Source organism: Archangium violaceum, assembly GCF_016887565.1.
Lineage (GTDB): Bacteria > Myxococcota > Myxococcia > Myxococcales > Myxococcaceae > Archangium > Archangium violaceum_B.
The window spans coordinates 1956623-1973802 of record NZ_CP069396.1; the positions used below are offsets into that span (position 1 = coordinate 1956623).

Here is a 17180-nt window from a genome sequence, read left to right on the forward strand (position 1 = left end):
TCGGCTGTGGGAAGAAGCGGGCCGCCCGCCACGAGGGCGAGCGGCCCGGACCGCCCAGCTCCGTCAGCCGGGTGTGCTACTGGACGGTGTAGGCCACCGTCCCGCTGCAACTGTTGCTGGAGAAGCAACCAGCGCGGATCTGATACGTGCCGCCCCCGCCCGCCGGCACCGTGTAGGTGAGGTAGGAGAGCTGGCCGCAGGAGTCGTCGTTGGAGACCACGTTCGTCCCCGCCGGGCTGTACAGCCGCAGGTAGGTGTCGCCGGTGCCGGAGGCGCCCGTCACCGTGCAGGTGCCCAGCTGGATGACCTGTCCGGCCGCGAGCGTCACGTCGTGGTTGACGGTGTTCTTCTGGGCGCTGTTGGTGTTGCTGGCGTTGAAGTTGAACGAGCCGCTGATGACGCTACCGCCGGCCGGCGTCACCTTCCACACCACGGTGCCGCCGCAGCTTCCCGTGGAGTAGCAACCAGCGCGGAGGGTGAAGGTGCCGGTCGAGGGCACGGTGTATTTGAAATAGGAGGTCCGGGCGCCGGCGCCGCACGAGCTCGAGTCGTCGTTGGAGGCCACCTCGGTGCCCTCCGGGTTGTTGAAGCGCAGGTAGGTGTCGCCCGTGCCGGAGGCGCCCTCCAGGCCGCAGGTGCCCACCTCCACCACGTCACCCGCGGTGAGCGCGAGCGCCTTGTCCACCGTGTTCTGCTGGGCGCTGTTGGTGTTGCTCGCGCTGAAGGAATACGAGTTGGCCGGCGGCGGCGGAGGGGGCGGCAGGTCGGCGCATAGCCGCGTGCTGGGGCTCGGGGACCTCGCGCACAAGTGGCGGAGCGCCGGGTAGACGTAGGTGATGTCCTCGCCCCGGCAGGCCGTCTCGCCGCACACGTTCACCTCGCTGCAGCTGCCGTTGTAGACGTAGTCGGTCTCCCCGCGCACGAGGATGCCCGCCACCGTATAGGTGCTCGTCTCGTACACGCCCGAGCCCGAGTTGCCGCCGAAGGTGTCGGTGTTGGCCACGAAGTAGTCCAGGGTGGCCGGGCGCGGGTCTCGCACCGCGCCGCCGGAGTCGATCTTGAACGGGATGCCGCTGCCACAGCCAATGACGGCCACGTTCTGTCCGCTGGCCAGCGCGGTGTTGCTCGTGCGCACCGGCGCCGGGGTGAAGCGTGGCGTGGCGGCCCGGTCCAGCCGGAGGATGGCGTAGTCCAGGTTCTGCGAGCCCACCGTCCCCTGCTGGCGCACCACGATGGACGAGCAGTTGAAGATGTCCGCGGTGGTGACCGTCCGCAGCGTGTCCGCCGAGGGGCGGTAGTAGTTGAAGACGAAGCGCGTCTCGGCGCACTCCGCGTCGCTCCTGACGCAGTGGCCCGCGGTGAGCACCAGGTCATCGTCGATGAGGGTGCCGGAACAGGAGGCCGACGTCGGATCCCCCAGAAAGCGCTCGGTGGGGCAGAGATGGTAGGCGTCGCCCAGGTTCTCGCCGTTGAAGGTGACGTTGTCCGGGTCGGTCGTGTCGAAGTCCGTGGCCTTCATCAGCGCCACCGTGGACTGCTGCGCGCGCGTGCGCAGCGTGGCGTCCGGGTGCGCGTGGACGTCCTGCCGGTTGTCCGTGCCGTAGACGACCGCGCCTTCCCGGGTGCCGAGCGCGTCCTGCTCCTCCGCCGGGCCGCAGCCCACCGCCAGCGAGAGGACGCATGCCAGCATGCCTGGGAGAGGACGTACCGGAAGCCCGAACCTGCGATGTCGCATGAGGAGTCGCTCCTGTCTTGCCTTCTCGGGAAACGGGAAAGGCGGTCGGCCGACCAAGCGGCCGGCCGGGGCATGATGCCGCAGGCGGAGCGGGAGAAGCGCCGACTTCGACGGGCCGTGAAGAAGAGGATGACCCGGAGTGGGAGCGGGTGTTACTCGTCGTCGGGGTTGCGCAGCCAGGCCAGGGCATCCTCGCGCGTCTCGAAGGTGCGCGTGGGGATGGTGAGCATGGCCTTCTTCGTCATGCGCCAGGCCTGAAGTCCGGAGGCGGCATCGCTCACCACGCGCGCCGAGCGCTTCATGCCGTGCAGCTGCGCGAAGGCGTTGAGGCTGGCCATGGTGGCCACCATCTCCGGCGGCATCACCCGCAGCTTCCCCTGGTCCACCAGCGCGCTCCACGGGCCGCCCATGCGGATGATCGTCTCGCGGATGCGCTTGAGGTAGTCCGTGACATCCTCCGCGCTGGGCTGCGGGGGGTAGACGACGTCGATGATGCGGTCTGCCTCGTAGACGGTGATCTGGAAGGGCATGTGTTGCTCGGTGTTCCCGGGCGCGCGGGGTGGGGCCGCGCGTGGCGCCGCACTCTAACGCCAGAGGGCCCCGAGTCGAAAACACCTGTCAGACCTCGTTGCTACGTCCCGTCCCTGCCGGCTGGACCCGGAGCCCTGACGCCACGCGCGTGGGGGCGGTCACAGCCCGGAAAGGAGGTTTCATGAACACGAAGTTGTATGTGCTGGGTGCGGTGCTGGGGACGGCGCCAGCCCTGCTGCCGGTGGCGTGCACTCCGTGGGAGCCTTCCTCGCCCGGGCGCGAGCAGGAGCCTCGGGGTGGGACGTCGCGCCGGGTGGAGCGTCCCAGCGGTGGTGGTGGCGCCGGGGTGCTGCTGCCCACCCAGGTGCCGGCGGGCGTGGAGCCCGGAGTGCCGACGCACCCGTGTGAGCTCATCACCGAGATGAAGGTGCCGTGCGATGCCTCCACGGAGGTGTGTGAGTACACCTATTGGCAGTGCCCCCAGAGCGTGGATCCGCTCAGGGCCTAGGCACGCCCGGTCCGCTCCGAGGCCTGGATGCCCGCCTGCCCCACGCTCTGCGCACCGGGCGGTCAGGCCTCGGGGAGCGGCCCTTCTTGGCGCACGTCTCGCGGGGTCCCTAGCTTCGCAGAGGATTGGAGCAGGGCCCACGCCCGCTCGAGGTCGGGCCCTGGAGGGTCGGGACATGAAGACGGGAACGAAGATTCTGGGCGTGGTGGTGCTGGGAGCGGTGCTGGGCGGCGCGGGGTGCGCGGGGACGAAGGAGGCGGCGCGTGACGTCGAGTCCGCGGTGCCGGGGCTCTCGCAGAAGGATGAGGGCCTGGTGACCAGCGTGGACAAGGACGGCAACATGATCGCCGTGAAGTCCGTGAACAATCCATCCGCGCCCCCGACGTGGTTCGCGCTCACTCCGGACACGAAGATGGAGCGCGAGGGGCGGCTGGTGGGCCTCGACGACATCTCCGAGGGCACGCCGGTGCGCGTCAGCTACGAGCCGGCCACGGGCCCCGAGAAGACCTACAAGGTCGAGGTGCTCACCGGAGAGAAGGCCGGCGAGGTGAAGGCGAAGGCCGAGCTCCAGGGTCAGTAGTGCTGGCTCACCCGGGTGGGGAGAGTCGATGAAGGGGGGACGGGCGGCGTCGGTGCTGGTCTTCACGCTCCTGTCGGGGAGCGCTCCGGCCCAGACGTCGCTCCTGTCCAACCTGCACGACTGGTCCGTGATGGTGGGCAGCGGCGTGGAGGGCTACACCCAGGTGCTGGCCCCCCTGGTCGCTCCCGGTGTCACCTACGGGGTGTCGGTGGGCGTCCGGCCGGAGCCGCTCCTCGGCCTGGATGTGGGCCTGGAGGTAGGCTACTCGGGCGCGGTGAACGAGCTCGACACGCGGGTGGCGGGCTCGCGCGGCGTGGACCTGGTGCGCAACGGAGCCTACGCGGCGGCCTCCGTGGGGCTGCTCTCCTCGCGGGTACAGCCCTACGTGATGGGCGGCCTGGGCTTCAGCAGCTACAACGTCCGAGGGGCCGTGCCGGCCCTGGGTGACGACCTCGTGGGCAACGTCCCGCTGGGCGCGGGGGTGCGCGCGTCCCTCGGTCTGCTCACCGCCGACGCGCGCCTCAGCTACAACGTCCTCTTCGACCAGCGATTCGCCGCCGGGACGCCCGCCCCAGACGCGGGCAACGTGTCGGAGCTCTCCATCAGCAGGGGTGGCCGCTACTCCGGCACGCTCAATCTGGGCCTGCTGTGGTGAGGGCCCGGCCCGCCGCTCAGTTCACCGCGGAGGGTTTGGCGGCCTTCAGGTGCGAGTCCAGGAAGCCGCGCATGCGCGAGTAGGCCTCCACCTCGTTCTTCTTCTTGGTGAAGCCGTGGCCCTCGTCCGGGAAGATGACGTACTCCACGGGCACGCCGTTCTTCTTCACCGCCTCGACGATCTCATCCGACTCGGGCTTGATGACGCGCGGATCATTGGCGCCCTGGAGGACGAGCAGCGGCTTGGAGATCTTCTCCGCGTGGAAGAGGGGCGAGACGTCGCGCAGCATCTGCGCCTGCTTCACCGGGTCTCCGATCTCCTTGTAGAGGGACTCGCGCTGCGACTCCCACCAGGGCGGGATGCTCTCGAGCGTGCGCAGCCAGTTGGAGACGCCGAAGATGTCGATGCCCACCTTGAAGGCGTCCGGGTGGAAGGCGAGCGCGGCCAGCACCATGTAGCCGCCATAGCTGCCCCCGGCGATGCCGATGCGCTCGGCGTCCACGTAGGGCAGGCTGGCCAGGTACTTCCGGGCCTCGATGCAGTCCTGCAGCGGTTCGCGGCCGTGCTTCTGGTCATCCGCGGTGAAGAAGGTCTTCCCGTAGCCGGAACTGCCCCGGTTGTTGATGCCCAGCACCACGTAGCCGTGGTTGACGAGGTACTGGAGCATGGGTGAGTAGCCCTTGCGCGTCTGGCCCCCGGGGCCGCCGTGCACCCAGACGATGGCGGGCGCCTTGTTCTCGGGCGTGGCCTGGTGCGGCTTGAAGAGGATGTTGGGAATCTCCATCCCGTCGAAGGACTTGAAGCGCACCACCTGGGCCTCGACGAGGTCCTCCGGATCCAGCTCCCGGCTCAGCGCGTCGGTGAGGCGGGTGACCTTCTTCGTGCCGAAGTCGTAGACGTACAGGTTGGACGGGGAGCGATCGCCATTGTGGTAGAAGGCCATCCGCTTCTCGCTGTCCGAGATGGTGACGGAGGTGATGTCACCCGCGGGCAGCTGGGGCAGCGCCAGGGGCTTGCCGGCCTTGACGTCGTGCACGCGGATGACGGTGCGGCCATCCTCGTTGATGGCGGTGACGCGGTAGCCGCCCTTGCGCGAGAACGCGGTGTACATCACGTCCCAGTCGGTGCGCTCCACGTCCTCCACCTTGCCGGTGGCCAGCTCGTAGCGGGCGACACGCTTGAACTCGGAGCCCTGGTCCGTGAGGAAGTAGAGGGCGGTGGAGCCCGGATCGAACGTGCTGGCCTCGAAGAACACGTCCCCCTGGTGCGGGGTGATGTGCTTCAGCTCCTTCGTCTCCACGTTGTAGAGGTGGAGGTCCGTATCGTAGTTGGTGCGCGTCTTCTCGAAGGCCAGCCACTTGCCGTCGGGCGACACGGCCGCGAAGAAGAGGCTGGTGTCGTTCTGGTAGACGAGCGTGCGAGCGTACGTCTTCGCGTCGTAGCGGTAGACGTCGAAGGAGCGCGCGTCGCGCTCGTTGGTGAGCACGTAGAAGGCGGAGTCGTCCCCGCTCCAGTTGACGAACTGGGCCTTCAGCTTCTCGCCGGGCGTGAGGTCGCGCTCCTTGCCGTCCGGTGCGCGGACGTAGAGGTGGTCGGCCTCGTTGCCGCCCTGGTCGCGTGTGAAGAGGATGCGCTCGTCTTTGGGGAAGAAGCTGACGGCGTAGGTGGAGTCCGTCTTCGACTGCGTGAGTGCCTTCGGCTTTCCGCCCTCCAGCGGCAGGGTGTACGCGTTGAAGATGCCACTCTGGTTGGAGGAGAAGAGGACGCGCTTCTCATCCGGCGAGAAGGAAGCCTCGGAGAGCTTCGTCGTCGCGATGAACTGCTCCACGGTGTACTGCTTCGAGGGCCGCGAGACGCTCCTGGCCTGGGTCTTGGGCGCGGCGAGCGCGAGAGCGGGCACGAGCGTGGCCGCCGCCAGCACTCGGAAGAGAGTGGTCCTGAGCTGCATGGATTCTCCGTGTGAAGAGGAACCGCCGGAGCGGGGGAGACGCTCGGGCGGGTGCACGTTGGCATGGTTGCTTTCACGGTACGAGTCACCCCCTGGACCGATTTCCCGCGGCCAGGTGCCTGAAAATCTTCCAGCGTTCCGGCACCGCGGGGCGGCGAGGTGCGGCCAACCCCTCGGAATCCATGAGGTGCGTGCTGGCACGCGAGGCGCATTGGAGCGGGCGCGGGTTGTACGGGTTGGGGAAGGTCGGGGGGTCGGGGTGGAAGCGCTCGGGCGGGTGCGGGTGGTGGGGTGGGTTCGGGGGGCGCCCGAGCGCATGTAGTTCGTCAGGGCGTGTGGCGTGGGGGTGGGCGTCGTGGGCGTGCGGCGGATGCGGCTGGGCGAGCAATGGGTTGCAAGCGGGCTGTTGGCGTCGGCGCAGGTGGAGGCGGCGCTCGCTTGTCAGGGTCGGTGGCGTTGCAGGTTGGGGGAGGCCGCGGTGCGGTTGGGACTGCTCGCGCCGGAGCAGCTCCTCATCACGTTGGCGCAGCAACTCCAGGTGCCCTTCATCCGCCGTGAGGGTCTGGAGCGCGTTCCCGCGGGACTGATGCGCTGCGTGCCCACGCGGGTGCTCGCGCGGCTGCGCGTCTGTCCCCTGCGCGTCGAGTGGCGGGACGAGGTTCGTGGCACCGTCTTCGTGGCCACCAGTGAGCCGGGCAACCTGCACATGCTCGACGACATGGCCTTCGCCACCGGGTGCGCGGTGCGACCGGTGCTGGCGCTCTCGGATGACATCGAGGACGTGCTGCGGCGCCACGGCGTCCTCCACACGCGTCCCCGCTCGCTGGAGCTGGACTCGGCGGACGCGAACGTGCGGCTGCGCATCTCCCACGACTCCTTCGCGCACTGAATCCGTCGAACATGTCCACCCAGAGATTCCTCCGAGCACGAGGAAGGCGCGATCGTCGCCTTCCTCCGGACGCTCTCGGACGGCTTCGTCCGTCCGTGAGGCACTACCCGCCGAGCACCTGGAGGGCGCGGGCGTAGTAGGCGTCGCGGCTGGCCTTGCCGTTGTATCCGCCGTTCACGCGGTAGGTGATGGCGTCGAAGTTGCCCGCGTCCGCGTAGCTGTTGAGGTTGCGGTTGTTCCAGTACCAGGCCGCGGTGCGGAAGCCCACGTCCGGGTCGGCGGCGCGCGTCGGGTTGTTCTCCAGGTCGATGCCCAGCGCCCGCCCCGCGGCACGGTAGTTGGCGCGGCCGGTGAGCTGGATGGGACCCCGGCCCTTGAAGCGCACGCCATCCCCCGGCTGCGTGTTGCCCAGGTCCGCGCGGCCCTCGTAGGCGGCGCCGGAGGCGATCTCCTCCATGTAGCGGAACTGGCCGCTCTCGTGCGCCAGCTGCGCGAGGAAGGCCGCCTGCCGCCGCGGGGTGTTGATGCCGGCCTCGGCCATGGCCGAGTTGAGGTGCGGCAGGAGCTCGTTGGCGCGCGCCTCGGAGAGGTTGGGCATGATGGCGCGCAGTTGCTGCACGCTCACTCCGCCCGCGGTGCCCGGCTCGCTCGGGCCCCTCACGGGCCCCGGCCCGGTGACGGGGCCGCTCGGCGTGGACGGCGCCGAGCCGCCCGGGATGGAGAGCCGCTGGCCGACCTGGATGAAGTTGGGATTGGAGATGCCGTTGGCCTGGGCGATGGCACCCACGCTGGTGCCGTAGCGGGCGGCGATGCCGCTGAGCGTGTCGCCCGGCTGCACCGTGTAGCTCCGCGAGGCGGGAGCCGGAGCCGGCGCACTGGGGCCCGAGGCGCCGGGGATGTTGAGTCGCTGGCCGACCTGGATGAGGTTGGGGTTGGAGATGCCGTTGGCCTGGGCGATGGCGCCCACGCTGGTGCCGTAGCGCCCGGCGATTCCACTGAGCGTGTCGCCCGGTTGCACCGTGTAGCTGCGCGAGCCGGTGGCGGGAGCGCTGGGGCCCGAGGCGCCGGGGATGTTGAGTCGCTGGCCGACCTGGATGAGGTTGGGGTTGGAGATGCCGTTGGCCTGGGCGATGGCACCCACGCTGGAGCCGTAGCGCCCGGCGATTCCACTGAGCGTGTCACCCGGCTGCACCGTGTACGAGCGCGCTTCGAAGCGGTCCGAGGATGTGGCCGGGTTGGCTGCTCCCGGACGGTTGGGGGCGTCGAATCCATCCGGGATGACCAGCCGCTGACCCGCGATGATGCGGTTCGGGTCCTGGATGTTGTTGGCCTTCGCCAGTGCGTCAACCGAGGTGTTGTACTGCCGGGCCAGGGCGCTGAGTGTGTCGCCCTGCCGGATGGTGTGCACGGCCATGGTGTCCTCGTTTAAGTAGGCGTCCGGGGTGGATTGTCGTACGCCCGCTCCCCTGAGTTGCGTGCCCCCTCTCGATTTTCGAGAGCGTCCCCGTCTGGCCTCTTCCCCGCTCACCAGGCGAGCGCCGGTCCGGCGGCTCTCTCCAGGGGAAGGGTATGGAAGGGTTCGTCGTTTTGGTGGCGATGGAAGGACCTCCCTCCTCGTCTTCCGCCGTGAGCGATGCTGCTCTTCCCAGTGATTCCAAACTTCCCCGCAACGCACTGGCCGCCCCAGTGATGGAGTGGGTGGATTGGAGCAATGCCCTGGAACGGGCTGCCGGATGGTTGGATGACATCCACTGGCAGATCTCCAGGGGTGGACAGCTGCACGCGGCCTTGGAGTCCCTCTTCCGCGGGTTGACCCTCTTGCATCGCAAGTGGGACCGCGAGGAGTGGACTCGCTTCTGCCTGGAGGTCGTGCGGACCCACCCCCTGCGCGAGCTCATCCACCAGTGTCCCTACACCCGGCATGGCTTCGACAAGCCGCGGGGCTACGCGGGGGACGCGGTGCTCATCGACTACCTCTACAAGGAGCTTCGGTCGAGCGGCACGACGCAGCTGGGTAAGGACATCTACCACTTCCTGTGGCGGCAATCCGGCCCCCGGAGCGTCCGCGAGCGGCGGGAGCTGTTGGCCCAGGAGCTCGACGCCCTCGCCGAGCGGGTACACAAGCCCCGAGTCCTCTCCGTCGCTTGCGGGCACCTGCGAGAGGCCGAGCACTCTCGCGCCGTGGCCGAGGGCCGCATCGGCCAGCTCATCGCGTTCGACCAGGACCCGTTGAGCCTGGAGGTGGTGGAGCGGCAGCACCCGGGCAAGCTCGTGCAGCCCGTGCGGGGCTCGGTGCGCTCCATCCTCCTGGGCAAGGCCTCGTTCCCGGACATGGACTTCGTCTACTCGGCGGGTCTCTACGACTACCTCTCCGAGTCCGTGGCCGCGCGCCTCACCCGCCTCCTCTTCGGGATGCTCCGCCCCGGTGGGCGCCTGCTGGTGGCCAACTTCGCCGTCCGCACCCCGGACGCCGGCTTCCTGGAGGCCTTCATGGACTGGAGCCTCATCTACCGCGATGAGAACCAGGTACGGGCCTTCGCCTCGGAGATAGAGCCGGCGCAGCTCGCCAACGTGGAGATGTTCCGCGACAGCGTGCAGAACGTCATCTACATGGTGCTCACCCGCCGCTAGTGCGGGCCGTTCCCGCCTCGCGGCTCCTCGGGGCCGCGGCGCGGCAGGGTGACGGTGAAGGTGGCGCCCTGTCCGGGGGCGCTGTCCACCTCGATGGTGCCCCCGAGCGCCTGGACGATCTCCCGGACGATCCACAGCCCGATGCCGAAGCCCCCGTAGTGGCGCACGGACACGGCGCGCTCGAAGCGCTCGAAGATGCGCGCGGCGTCCTCCGGCGCGATGCCGATGCCCTCGTCGCGCACCCGCAGCCGCGCCACGGTGTCGTCGCCGTCCACCGTGATTTCAATGGGCCGGCCAGCGCCGTACTTCGACGCGTTGGTGAGCAGGTTGACCACCACCTGCTCCAGGCGCATGGCGTCCCAGTGGCCCACCAGGGAAGGGGGCAGGTGGAGCCGCGGCTCGCACTCGGCGCGCGCCATCGCCTCGCGCGAGCGCTCCACCACGCCGCGCACCACCTGCACCAGGTCCACGTCCTCGAGCTTGGCCAGCAGCTGCCCCTGGGCGATGCGCGAGATGTCCAGCAGCTCGTTCACCAGCTTGCCCAGGCGCTGCGTCTGGAGGTTGGCCGACTCCAGCTTGGCGCCGAGCCGCTCCGGGGGCAGCCGCTCCAGGCCCTGGCGCACCTGTGACATGAGGCCCTGGATGTGGAGCTGCAGGGAGGTGAGGGGCGTCTTCAGCTCGTGCGCGGCGATGGAGAGGAAGTCGTCGCGGCGCCGCACCGCCTCCTGCTCCTCGCGGTAGAGCCGGCCCCGCTCCTCGGAGAGGGCGGCCATGCGCTCGAAGCCCTCGGCGTTCTCCAGCGCGGTGCCGGCGAGGATGCAGACGAAGGAGGCCAGCCGCTCCTCGTCCTCGCCGAAGAGCTCGCCCACCTGCCGGTGGCTGACGCACACGCACGCCACCGTCTTGCCGCGCACCTGGATGGGAGCGCACAAGAGCGAGCGCACGCCCAGCAGCTCCATGCTCTCGCTCACCCCACCGGGCATGCCCTGTCCCATCACCGTCGGGCGCCCCGTCTCCAGGGCCCGGGCGATGGCGGTGCGGCCCACGCCCGCGGCCGCCAGCTCGTCCTCGGGCAGCAGCGCCTCCGGCTCGAAGACGACACAGTGCTCCGCGCGCAGCAGCTCCATCATGGAGTGGCGCACGGCATCGAACACCGCCTCGCGGGTGAGGGCCGAGGCGATGAGCCGGCCCGCCTCCAGCACACGCGGGAAGCGATCCACCAGCGACAGGGTGCCCGGGCTCTCCGGCAGCGGCTGGGTCTCGCTGGGCTCGGTGCCCAGGTCCTGCTCCATCGCCTGCAGCTCGCGCGTGGCCGTCTCCAGGAAGGAGGCCGCACCCGGCCACCCCAGCTCCCTGCCCACCAGTCCGAGCGCCTGGAGCGTCTGGGCGTGCTCGTGGCGCATCTTCAGCTCCTCGGCCACCTCCAGGCTCTGCTCCAGCCAGCGGCGGGCGCGGCGCGGGTGGCCGGCCATGGCGGCCAGCAGTCCCCGCTCGCGCAGCACATGGGCGAGGTTGTTGCGGTAGGAGCGCGCCAGCTTGTAGGCCCGGCGCGCCACCTTGTCGGCCCGCTTCATCGCCGCCGCGCGCACGCTCGGCGCGAGCGGCGAGGCCCCCTCGGCCTGGATGCGCAGCGCCGTCAGCAGCCAGGGAACGATGGTCGCCACGTACTCGTGCCGCAGGTGGGCGTGCTCCACCAGCCGGTCCGCCTTCTCCAGCATCGCCACCGCGCCCGTCGTGTCTCCCTCGCGCAGCAGGCGCAGCGCCTCGGCGAGCAGGGTGTTGGCATGCGTCTGCGTGTCCTGGCCGGGGTTGGCCAGCGAGCCCTCCAGCAGGCTGCGCGGGATGCGCCCCAGGGACGCCTTCGCCCAGACCTCCAGCGACAGCCGCACCGCGTACTGGTCGTCGATGGCCAGCGCCGCCCCGTGCAACCGCTGGGCGGACTCCAGCGCCTCCTTCAACCGGCCCAGCCGGTAGAGGGCCAGGGCGTACTGGTAGTGGGCGTTGTTGACCTCCCACCGGTCTCCCGTGCGCTCCAGCAGCCGCACCGCCTCGCGGCACTTCTCGAGCGACTCCTCGAAGCGGCCGGCGGCGTAGAGGCCCAATCCATAGAAGTGGAGCGACTGGCCCTGGCCCCAGACGTCCCCCAGCTCCCGGCGGATGGCGAGCGACTTCTCCGCGTAGGCGGTCGCCCGCTGGAACCAGGGAATCATCGTGAGCATCGGCGCATGCTCGGAGTAGGCCTGGGCCAGCTCGGCGGTGGGCGGGTAGCGCTCGGCCGTGTTCACCTCGCGCAAGTGGGTCCAGAAGGTCGCGACGGGACTGCCGAAGTACCAGCTGCTGTAGGTCATCCGGCTGTAGAAGTGGATGGCCAGCAGGTCCTCCTCGCTGTGCTCGAGCGAGTGGCGGGCCAGCAGCAGGCGGGGCATCAGCGTGTGTCCCGTCTGCACCACCAGCTCCCACAGGGCCCCCAGCGCGTACATGACGGAGGAGCGGGGAACCCACCGGCCGAGCAGCCACAGCCCCTGCTTCAGGGCGGCGATGGTCTCCTCCATGTTGTTGCGCTTGAACGCCAGCTCGCCCAGCTTGGACCAGATGCGGGCCTGCTCCAGCCGGTCGCGCGCCAGCGTCTGGGCCAGCTGGAGATGCTGCTGGGCGGCGTCATAGCGCCCCCGCAGCATGAGGACGTCACCCAGGCCGGCGGCGACGCGGAAGCGTGTGCCCGCGTCGGCATGGGACGCGCCGCGCTCGGCCATGCGGTAGTTGAGCTCGGACGTCTCCAGGGCGAACTGCTCCCGGGCCCGCTCGGCGGCCACCAGGGCGTGCGGGAGGGCCTGGGCATGCTCGCCCGCCGCGTCGAAGTGGTAGGCCAGCTCGAAGGGGTCCACCGGGGGATTGGCCGCGATGGAGCGGGCCGCCAGCCGGTGCAGCTCCCGGCGCTGCTCGGGCCGCAGCAGCCCCAGCAGGGCCTCGCGCAGCTTGTCGTGGACGAAGGTGTAGCGGCCGCCCGCGCCCTCCCAGAGCATGTGCCGGCGCCGGGGCTCCACCAGCGCGGTGGCCACCTGCTCGCGTGGCGTGGCCGACAGGGAGGCCACCCGCTCCAGGTCGAAGTTCTTGCCCAGCACCGCGCCCACGGACAGCAGGCGCAGCGCCTCCGGTGGCAGCAGCTTGAGGCGGCGCACCAGGAAGGAGGCGGCCTGTCGCGAGGAGCGCACGTGGGCCATGGCCTCCGGGTCCACCTGCCAGCCCCGCGGGCCCGGCACCAGCGCGCCGTCCTCCACCAGCCCGTGCAGCACCGCCGAGGCCATGAAGGGGTTGCCCTCGGACAGGCGCCCCACCAGGTCGGTGGCCTCGCGCGGCAGGTTGCCGGCCATGGACTCCAGCATCCGGGCCACCTCGGTCGTCCCGAAGGTCGCCAGCCGCAGGTGGGCGTCCGGGTTGAGCCGGCGCAGCACGTGCCCCGGCCCCACCTCCTCGGTGCGGAAGGACACGACGATCATCACGTGCCCCACCGCGTCGCGGTGCGCCTGCTGCCAGTTCTCCAGCGCCCGGAGCGTCAGCTCGTCGGCCCACTGGCAGTCATCGAGCAGCACCACGGTGGGCTCCGTCTCGGTGCCCAGCGAGCCCAGCAGCGTGGTGAGGGCGAGGATGCCGCGGCTCTCGCCCAGGGACTCGGGGCCCAGGCCCTGCTGTTGGGCGGGGCGCAACACCGGCTGCAACTGGGGCAGCACGGTGCAGACCACCGCCGCCTGGTCCACCAGCCGCTCTCGCAGCAACTCCGCCAGGGCGGGCCGCTCCCTGGCCGCCGCGGCGATGCCTCCGGCCACGTCCGCGAAGAGCTGGAAGGGCCGCTGCGCGGATTGGGCGAGCGCCTGGCCCTGCAGCACCCAGATGCGGTGCTGGCGGGCGCGCGTGGCGAACTCCTCCAGCAGCCGGCTCTTGCCGCCTCCGCTCTCGGCCTCCACCACCAGCATCCGCCCCGGCTCGGTGCGGGTGCGCTCCAACTCGCGCTCCAGCAGCGCCAGCTCCTCGTGACGGCCCACGAAGGAGGGCTCGGTGAGGCTGTGGCGCATGTCGTGCGCGCCCGCCACCAGCTCCGGGTCCAGCTCGCCCCGCGACAGGGCCTTCTCGATGGCCTGCAGGTCCTCGCGCGCGGACTCGGCGGACTGGTAGCGGTCCTGCGGGTCCGTCTGCAACAGCCGCGCGACGACCTCCTCCAGGGCCCGGGGTACCTCGATGCCGACACCGCGCAGCCGGGGCCGCGGGGTGAGGTGCTGTCGGAGCACCTCGCCCACGGAGGTGCCGTCGAAGGCGGGGTGGCCGGCGAGTGCCTCGAAGAGGACGGCGCCCAGCGCGTACAGGTCCGAAGTGGTCTCCACCGGACGGTTGAGCAGACCGGCCTGCTCGGGCGAGAGGTAGCGCGCGGTGCCCACCGGCAGGTCGCGCAGGGACGGGTCCAACCGTTCACTGCGCGCCAGTCCGAAGTCCACCAGGGTGGCCCGGGTGAGCGTGGGACGGCCCTCGACGATGATGTTGGAGGGCTTGACGTCGCGGTGGATGATGCCGTGCGAGTGCGCCTCGGCGAGCGCGGCCAGCACACACTGGCCCACGGTGAGCGCCTCCGGCACGGACAGGGTTCCGCTGGCGAGCCGTTCCTGGAGTGACACTCCGGCCACGAAGGGCGTGACGAGGAAGAGGAGGTCTCCCCCCGTCCCGAAATGGAGCACGGGCACCAGGTAGGGGCTGTGCAGGGTGCGCAGCACCTGGGCCTCGTGTTCCAATCTCTGTCTGGAGACGGGCACCAGGGAGGCGGCGGGTGTCGTCTTGATGACGAGCCGAGCCCCCGTGTGCAGGTCCACCCCGAGCCACGTGGTGATGCCACGGCCCTGCTTGATGCGCTGGGTCAATTCAAAGCGATTGCCCAGTCGCCTGCCGGGATGCGCCCCTTCCAGAGAGGGTCCAGCCTGTTCGTAGCCCTCCGCCATCAATGCCCTCCCCCTCTGGTCACACCACCGACGGTGGTGGGGTCGGCGCGTCATCGACAAGCTTGGGACCGTGGTGGGCGGTGCCAAGGGGGGCGAGGCTGCTCCGTGCGCCAGAGGGTAGGGTGCATCAAATGGACAGCGCTCTCCGCCCGTGCATCCCCTCGGGCACGGCTTCAGGCGCTCGTGCCGTCATCTGGAGGGCAGGCGGGCGGGCATCACTTCCGGTGCACGTCCTGGAAGGCGAGCATGTCGGTCAACCGCTGCTCGCGGGCGTCATCGAAACCACAGGAGGCATCCCACGTGGGCGGGTTGTCGTAGGTGCCGAACAGCATGTCCCACCAGACGATGTCCCCGTAGTTGTTCCGGTGCTTGCCGTATTCGTGGTGGATGCGGTGCATCTCCGGACGCTGGAAGATGAAGCCCACCCAGCGGGGCGTGCGCACGTTGGTGTGGTAGAAGAACTCGCCCAGCGCGGTGCAGGCCGTGTAGACGGCGCCGGCCGCGGGGCTCAGCCCCAGCACGGTGTAGACGAGCAGGCCGCCGATGATGGAGTTGGCCACCATCTCCAGCGGGTGCTTGTAGAAGCTGGTGATGACCTCCAGGCGCCGCGGGCTGTGGTGGATCTGATGGAAGAGGCGCCAGAGGATGTCGCTCTCGTGCCGGAGCCGGTGCCACCAATAGAAGACGAAGGTGGCGATGACGTAGGCGAGCACGCCACCGGCCAGCGGAGACAGGTGGTGCGACAGGTGGAAGAGCGAGCGCGCCGACAGCCAGCGCTCCCAGGTGAAGCCGGCGAGCACCACGACGCCCACCTGCACCAGGTTGATGACCACGACACGCAGATGCCAGGAGCGCACGCGCGGCAGCCGCCAGCCGCGGAAGAGGTGCTCGATGACGAAACAGATGGCGGCGATACCGAGGAGCATCGGAAGCATGGGGACCCCCCTTCGAGTGATGCGAGGTGTACGCGTGACGGGCCCGCCGCTTCACGCCCGGCGTACAGACAGTGTCACCTCGGCCCGGGGAGGGGACCCTCCGGACCCGGTTTTCACCAACTGGTCTGACTGTCAGACCAGTTCGCGCGAAACGGCCCCGGACCTGACATCCTCGTGGCATGAGCCGGACTCCCTCGCTCGCGGATCGTCTCGGGCATGTGACCACGCAGGCCACCTTCGTCCAGGCGGCGCTCCTGGCCGCGCATGGTGCCGGAGCCCGTACAGGAGGCTTCCGCGCCTCCGACGTGCGCTTCTTCTTCCTCCTCTTCACCAACTGGGTGGAACACGACGTCACGCGGCCCTCGCAGGACATCGACCTCACGCAGGTGCGCCGGACCCTGGAGCGGTTGTGCCGGAGCGGGTGGGCCGAGCCGAGGGACGACGCGGCACGGGGACGGAAGTCGCCCCGGGGCCAGCGCTACGTGTTGACGGAGGAGGGGGTGGTGTCCCTCGCGGAGGAGCTCGCGGACCTGGACCGGGCGCCGCTCGACGAGACGCTCTTCGTGGCGTGCTTCGCGGCCAGCTACCTGGAGGCCGTCCTGGCGCGTGTGCGGGGACAGGCGCCCGCGCTCAGCACACCGGCGCGGCGGCGCGTGGCGCGGATGTTGGATCCCTCGCGCATCCTCCGCGAGGCCCGGCGGAGCACGGCGGCCGTCCTCGCGGACCTGGAGGAGCGCGTACGCTCCAGCCTCGTCTTCGAGGAGGCGGCGAGGGACGCCCTGGCGAAAGAGGCCTCCGCGGAGGAGGTGGCGCGGCGGTGGGAGTCACTCGGCTCCTACCAGTTGCACCGGGTGCGCCCCCTGGCCGAGGTGCTGCTCGGGCTTCCGGATGACCTGCGGCGCTTCGAGCTCGAGAAGGGGATGGGCGTGCGCGCGCGCCTGCTCTTCGCGCCCCTGGCCGAGCGGGCCCGCGCGGAGCTGGCGCTGCTCGAGAGGCTTGAGCAGCAGTTGAGCTCGCGCGAGCCCTCGCGGAATCTCGAGGGCGGCACGAAGCCGGGGCGCTAGAAATCCCCGTTGAACGTCCCGGTGAGCCGGATGTGGCTCTTGCCCGCCTCGCTGCAGGTGGCATCGAGGCTGACGCTCCAGCTCGGAACCTCCGAGTTCCAGGTGACGGTGCCCGTCCAGGCCGAACAGCTCTTCGTGCTGTCCGCGTTGCCCAGGTACAGGGTCGCCCTCGTGTCCGGGAGGGTGATGCGCTCCCCTGGCGTGGTCATGGGTCGCTTCAGGATCAAATAGATGTAGTTCGTGGTGGACGAGGGGCATGTCGTGCTGCCCCAGTTCGGGTAGAGCACCACCGTGAAGTTGGCATCCTGAGCGCACGACGTGGTCGCGCTGCAGTAGGGTTGTCCCTCGATTGCGTAGGAGTAGTTGCTGCCGCTCAGCGCCGGGTTGGTGAAACTCCAGCTGCACGTCGGCTTCGTCGGCCGGCAGCATGCGGTCGAACCCGTAGCGCAATGGTCGCTGAAGCACCCCATGGGGTTCGTCGTGCTTGCTCCGGTGCAGTTGTTGACGAGCACGGCATCGGAGCCTGTCTTCGTGCAGGACCAGAGCTTCGTGCCCTCGCAGAAGGAGTTACCCGGCGTGCAGATGGCGGGACCGAGACCTCCAGCGGGCCCTTGTGGACCTTGTGGACCTTGGGGTCCCTGAGGGCCCTGGGGTCCTGGTGGACCACCCGCGGGGCCCACCGGTCCCTGTGGCCCCGGGGTGCCCTGCGGCCCCTGAATCCC

Annotated in this window: 13 protein-coding genes; 6 read left to right on the forward strand and 7 right to left on the reverse strand. The window is 70.0% G+C overall.

Features of this window, described 5'->3' with window-relative positions; genetic code table 11:
- Nucleotides 1-76 precede the first annotated feature (76 nt).
- Both JRI60_RS08285 and JRI60_RS08290 read right to left on the reverse strand, forming a co-directional pair.
- Entirely contained in the window at nt 77-1735 is a 1659-nt protein-coding gene (locus JRI60_RS08285) for a trypsin-like serine peptidase (RefSeq protein ID WP_204225309.1), read from the reverse strand.
- Between the two features lie 152 nt (nt 1736-1887).
- Entirely contained in the window at nt 1888-2265 is a 378-nt protein-coding gene (locus JRI60_RS08290) for an STAS/SEC14 domain-containing protein (protein WP_204225310.1), read from the reverse strand.
- Nucleotides 2266-2447: 182 nt separating this feature from the next.
- On the opposite strand from JRI60_RS08290, the gene JRI60_RS08295 reads away from it, so the two are divergent.
- The 3 genes from JRI60_RS08295 (at nt 2448) to JRI60_RS08305 (ending at nt 4009) form a co-directional block, all read left to right on the forward strand.
- Complete coding sequence (locus JRI60_RS08295; RefSeq protein WP_204225311.1) at nt 2448-2774, forward strand: hypothetical protein; 327 nt, start codon at nt 2448-2450, stop codon at nt 2772-2774.
- A gap of 175 nt (nt 2775-2949) precedes the next feature.
- Complete coding sequence (locus tag JRI60_RS08300; protein WP_204225312.1) at nt 2950-3354, forward strand: hypothetical protein; 405 nt, start codon at nt 2950-2952, stop codon at nt 3352-3354.
- A 28-nt stretch (nt 3355-3382) separates the two neighbouring features.
- Nucleotides 3383-4009, forward strand: coding sequence for a hypothetical protein (locus JRI60_RS08305; RefSeq protein ID WP_204225313.1), 627 nt, complete (start codon nt 3383-3385; stop codon nt 4007-4009).
- Between the two features lie 16 nt (nt 4010-4025).
- Here JRI60_RS08305 and JRI60_RS08310 read toward each other — a convergent pair whose 3' ends face one another.
- On the reverse strand, nt 4026-5957 hold the full coding sequence (locus JRI60_RS08310) for a S9 family peptidase (protein ID WP_204225314.1): 1932 nt from the start codon (nt 5955-5957) through the stop codon (nt 4026-4028).
- A 340-nt stretch (nt 5958-6297) separates the two neighbouring features.
- Between JRI60_RS08310 and JRI60_RS08315 the strand changes: the two genes are divergently transcribed.
- Complete coding sequence (locus tag JRI60_RS08315) at nt 6298-6846, forward strand: pilus assembly protein PilB (protein ID WP_204225315.1); 549 nt, start codon at nt 6298-6300, stop codon at nt 6844-6846.
- Between the two features lie 103 nt (nt 6847-6949).
- Here the strand turns inward: JRI60_RS08315 and JRI60_RS08320 are convergent, their stop codons facing one another.
- Nucleotides 6950-8260, reverse strand: coding sequence for a LysM peptidoglycan-binding domain-containing protein (locus tag JRI60_RS08320; RefSeq protein WP_239470411.1), 1311 nt, complete (start codon nt 8258-8260; stop codon nt 6950-6952).
- Between the two features lie 212 nt (nt 8261-8472).
- Here JRI60_RS08320 and JRI60_RS08330 point away from each other — a divergent pair, with 212 nt between their 5' ends.
- Entirely contained in the window at nt 8473-9477 is a 1005-nt protein-coding gene (locus JRI60_RS08330) for a class I SAM-dependent methyltransferase (protein ID WP_239470412.1), read from the forward strand.
- Here JRI60_RS08330 and JRI60_RS08335 read toward each other — a convergent pair.
- Nucleotides 9474-14459, reverse strand: coding sequence for a protein kinase domain-containing protein (locus JRI60_RS08335; protein WP_204225316.1), 4986 nt, complete (start codon nt 14457-14459; stop codon nt 9474-9476). The two genes, JRI60_RS08330 and JRI60_RS08335, sit on opposite strands and share 4 nt — an antisense overlap.
- Nucleotides 14460-14674: 215 nt before the next feature.
- Entirely contained in the window at nt 14675-15394 is a 720-nt protein-coding gene (locus JRI60_RS08340; RefSeq protein ID WP_204225317.1) for a sterol desaturase family protein, read from the reverse strand.
- 179 nt (nt 15395-15573) lie between these two features.
- Here JRI60_RS08340 and JRI60_RS08345 point away from each other — a divergent pair, with 179 nt between their 5' ends.
- Nucleotides 15574-16458 carry a hypothetical protein gene (locus JRI60_RS08345; RefSeq protein WP_204225318.1) on the forward strand — a complete coding sequence of 295 codons (885 nt, stop codon included), beginning with the start codon at nt 15574-15576 and terminating at the stop codon, nt 16456-16458.
- Here the strand turns inward: JRI60_RS08345 and JRI60_RS53150 are convergent.
- The gene (locus tag JRI60_RS53150) at nt 16455-16970 is read right to left on the reverse strand and encodes a hypothetical protein (protein ID WP_239470949.1); all 516 of its coding nucleotides are present in this window, start codon (nt 16968-16970) and stop codon (nt 16455-16457) included. The genes JRI60_RS08345 and JRI60_RS53150 overlap by 4 nt on opposite strands.
- Between the last annotated feature and the right edge of the window lie 210 nt (nt 16971-17180).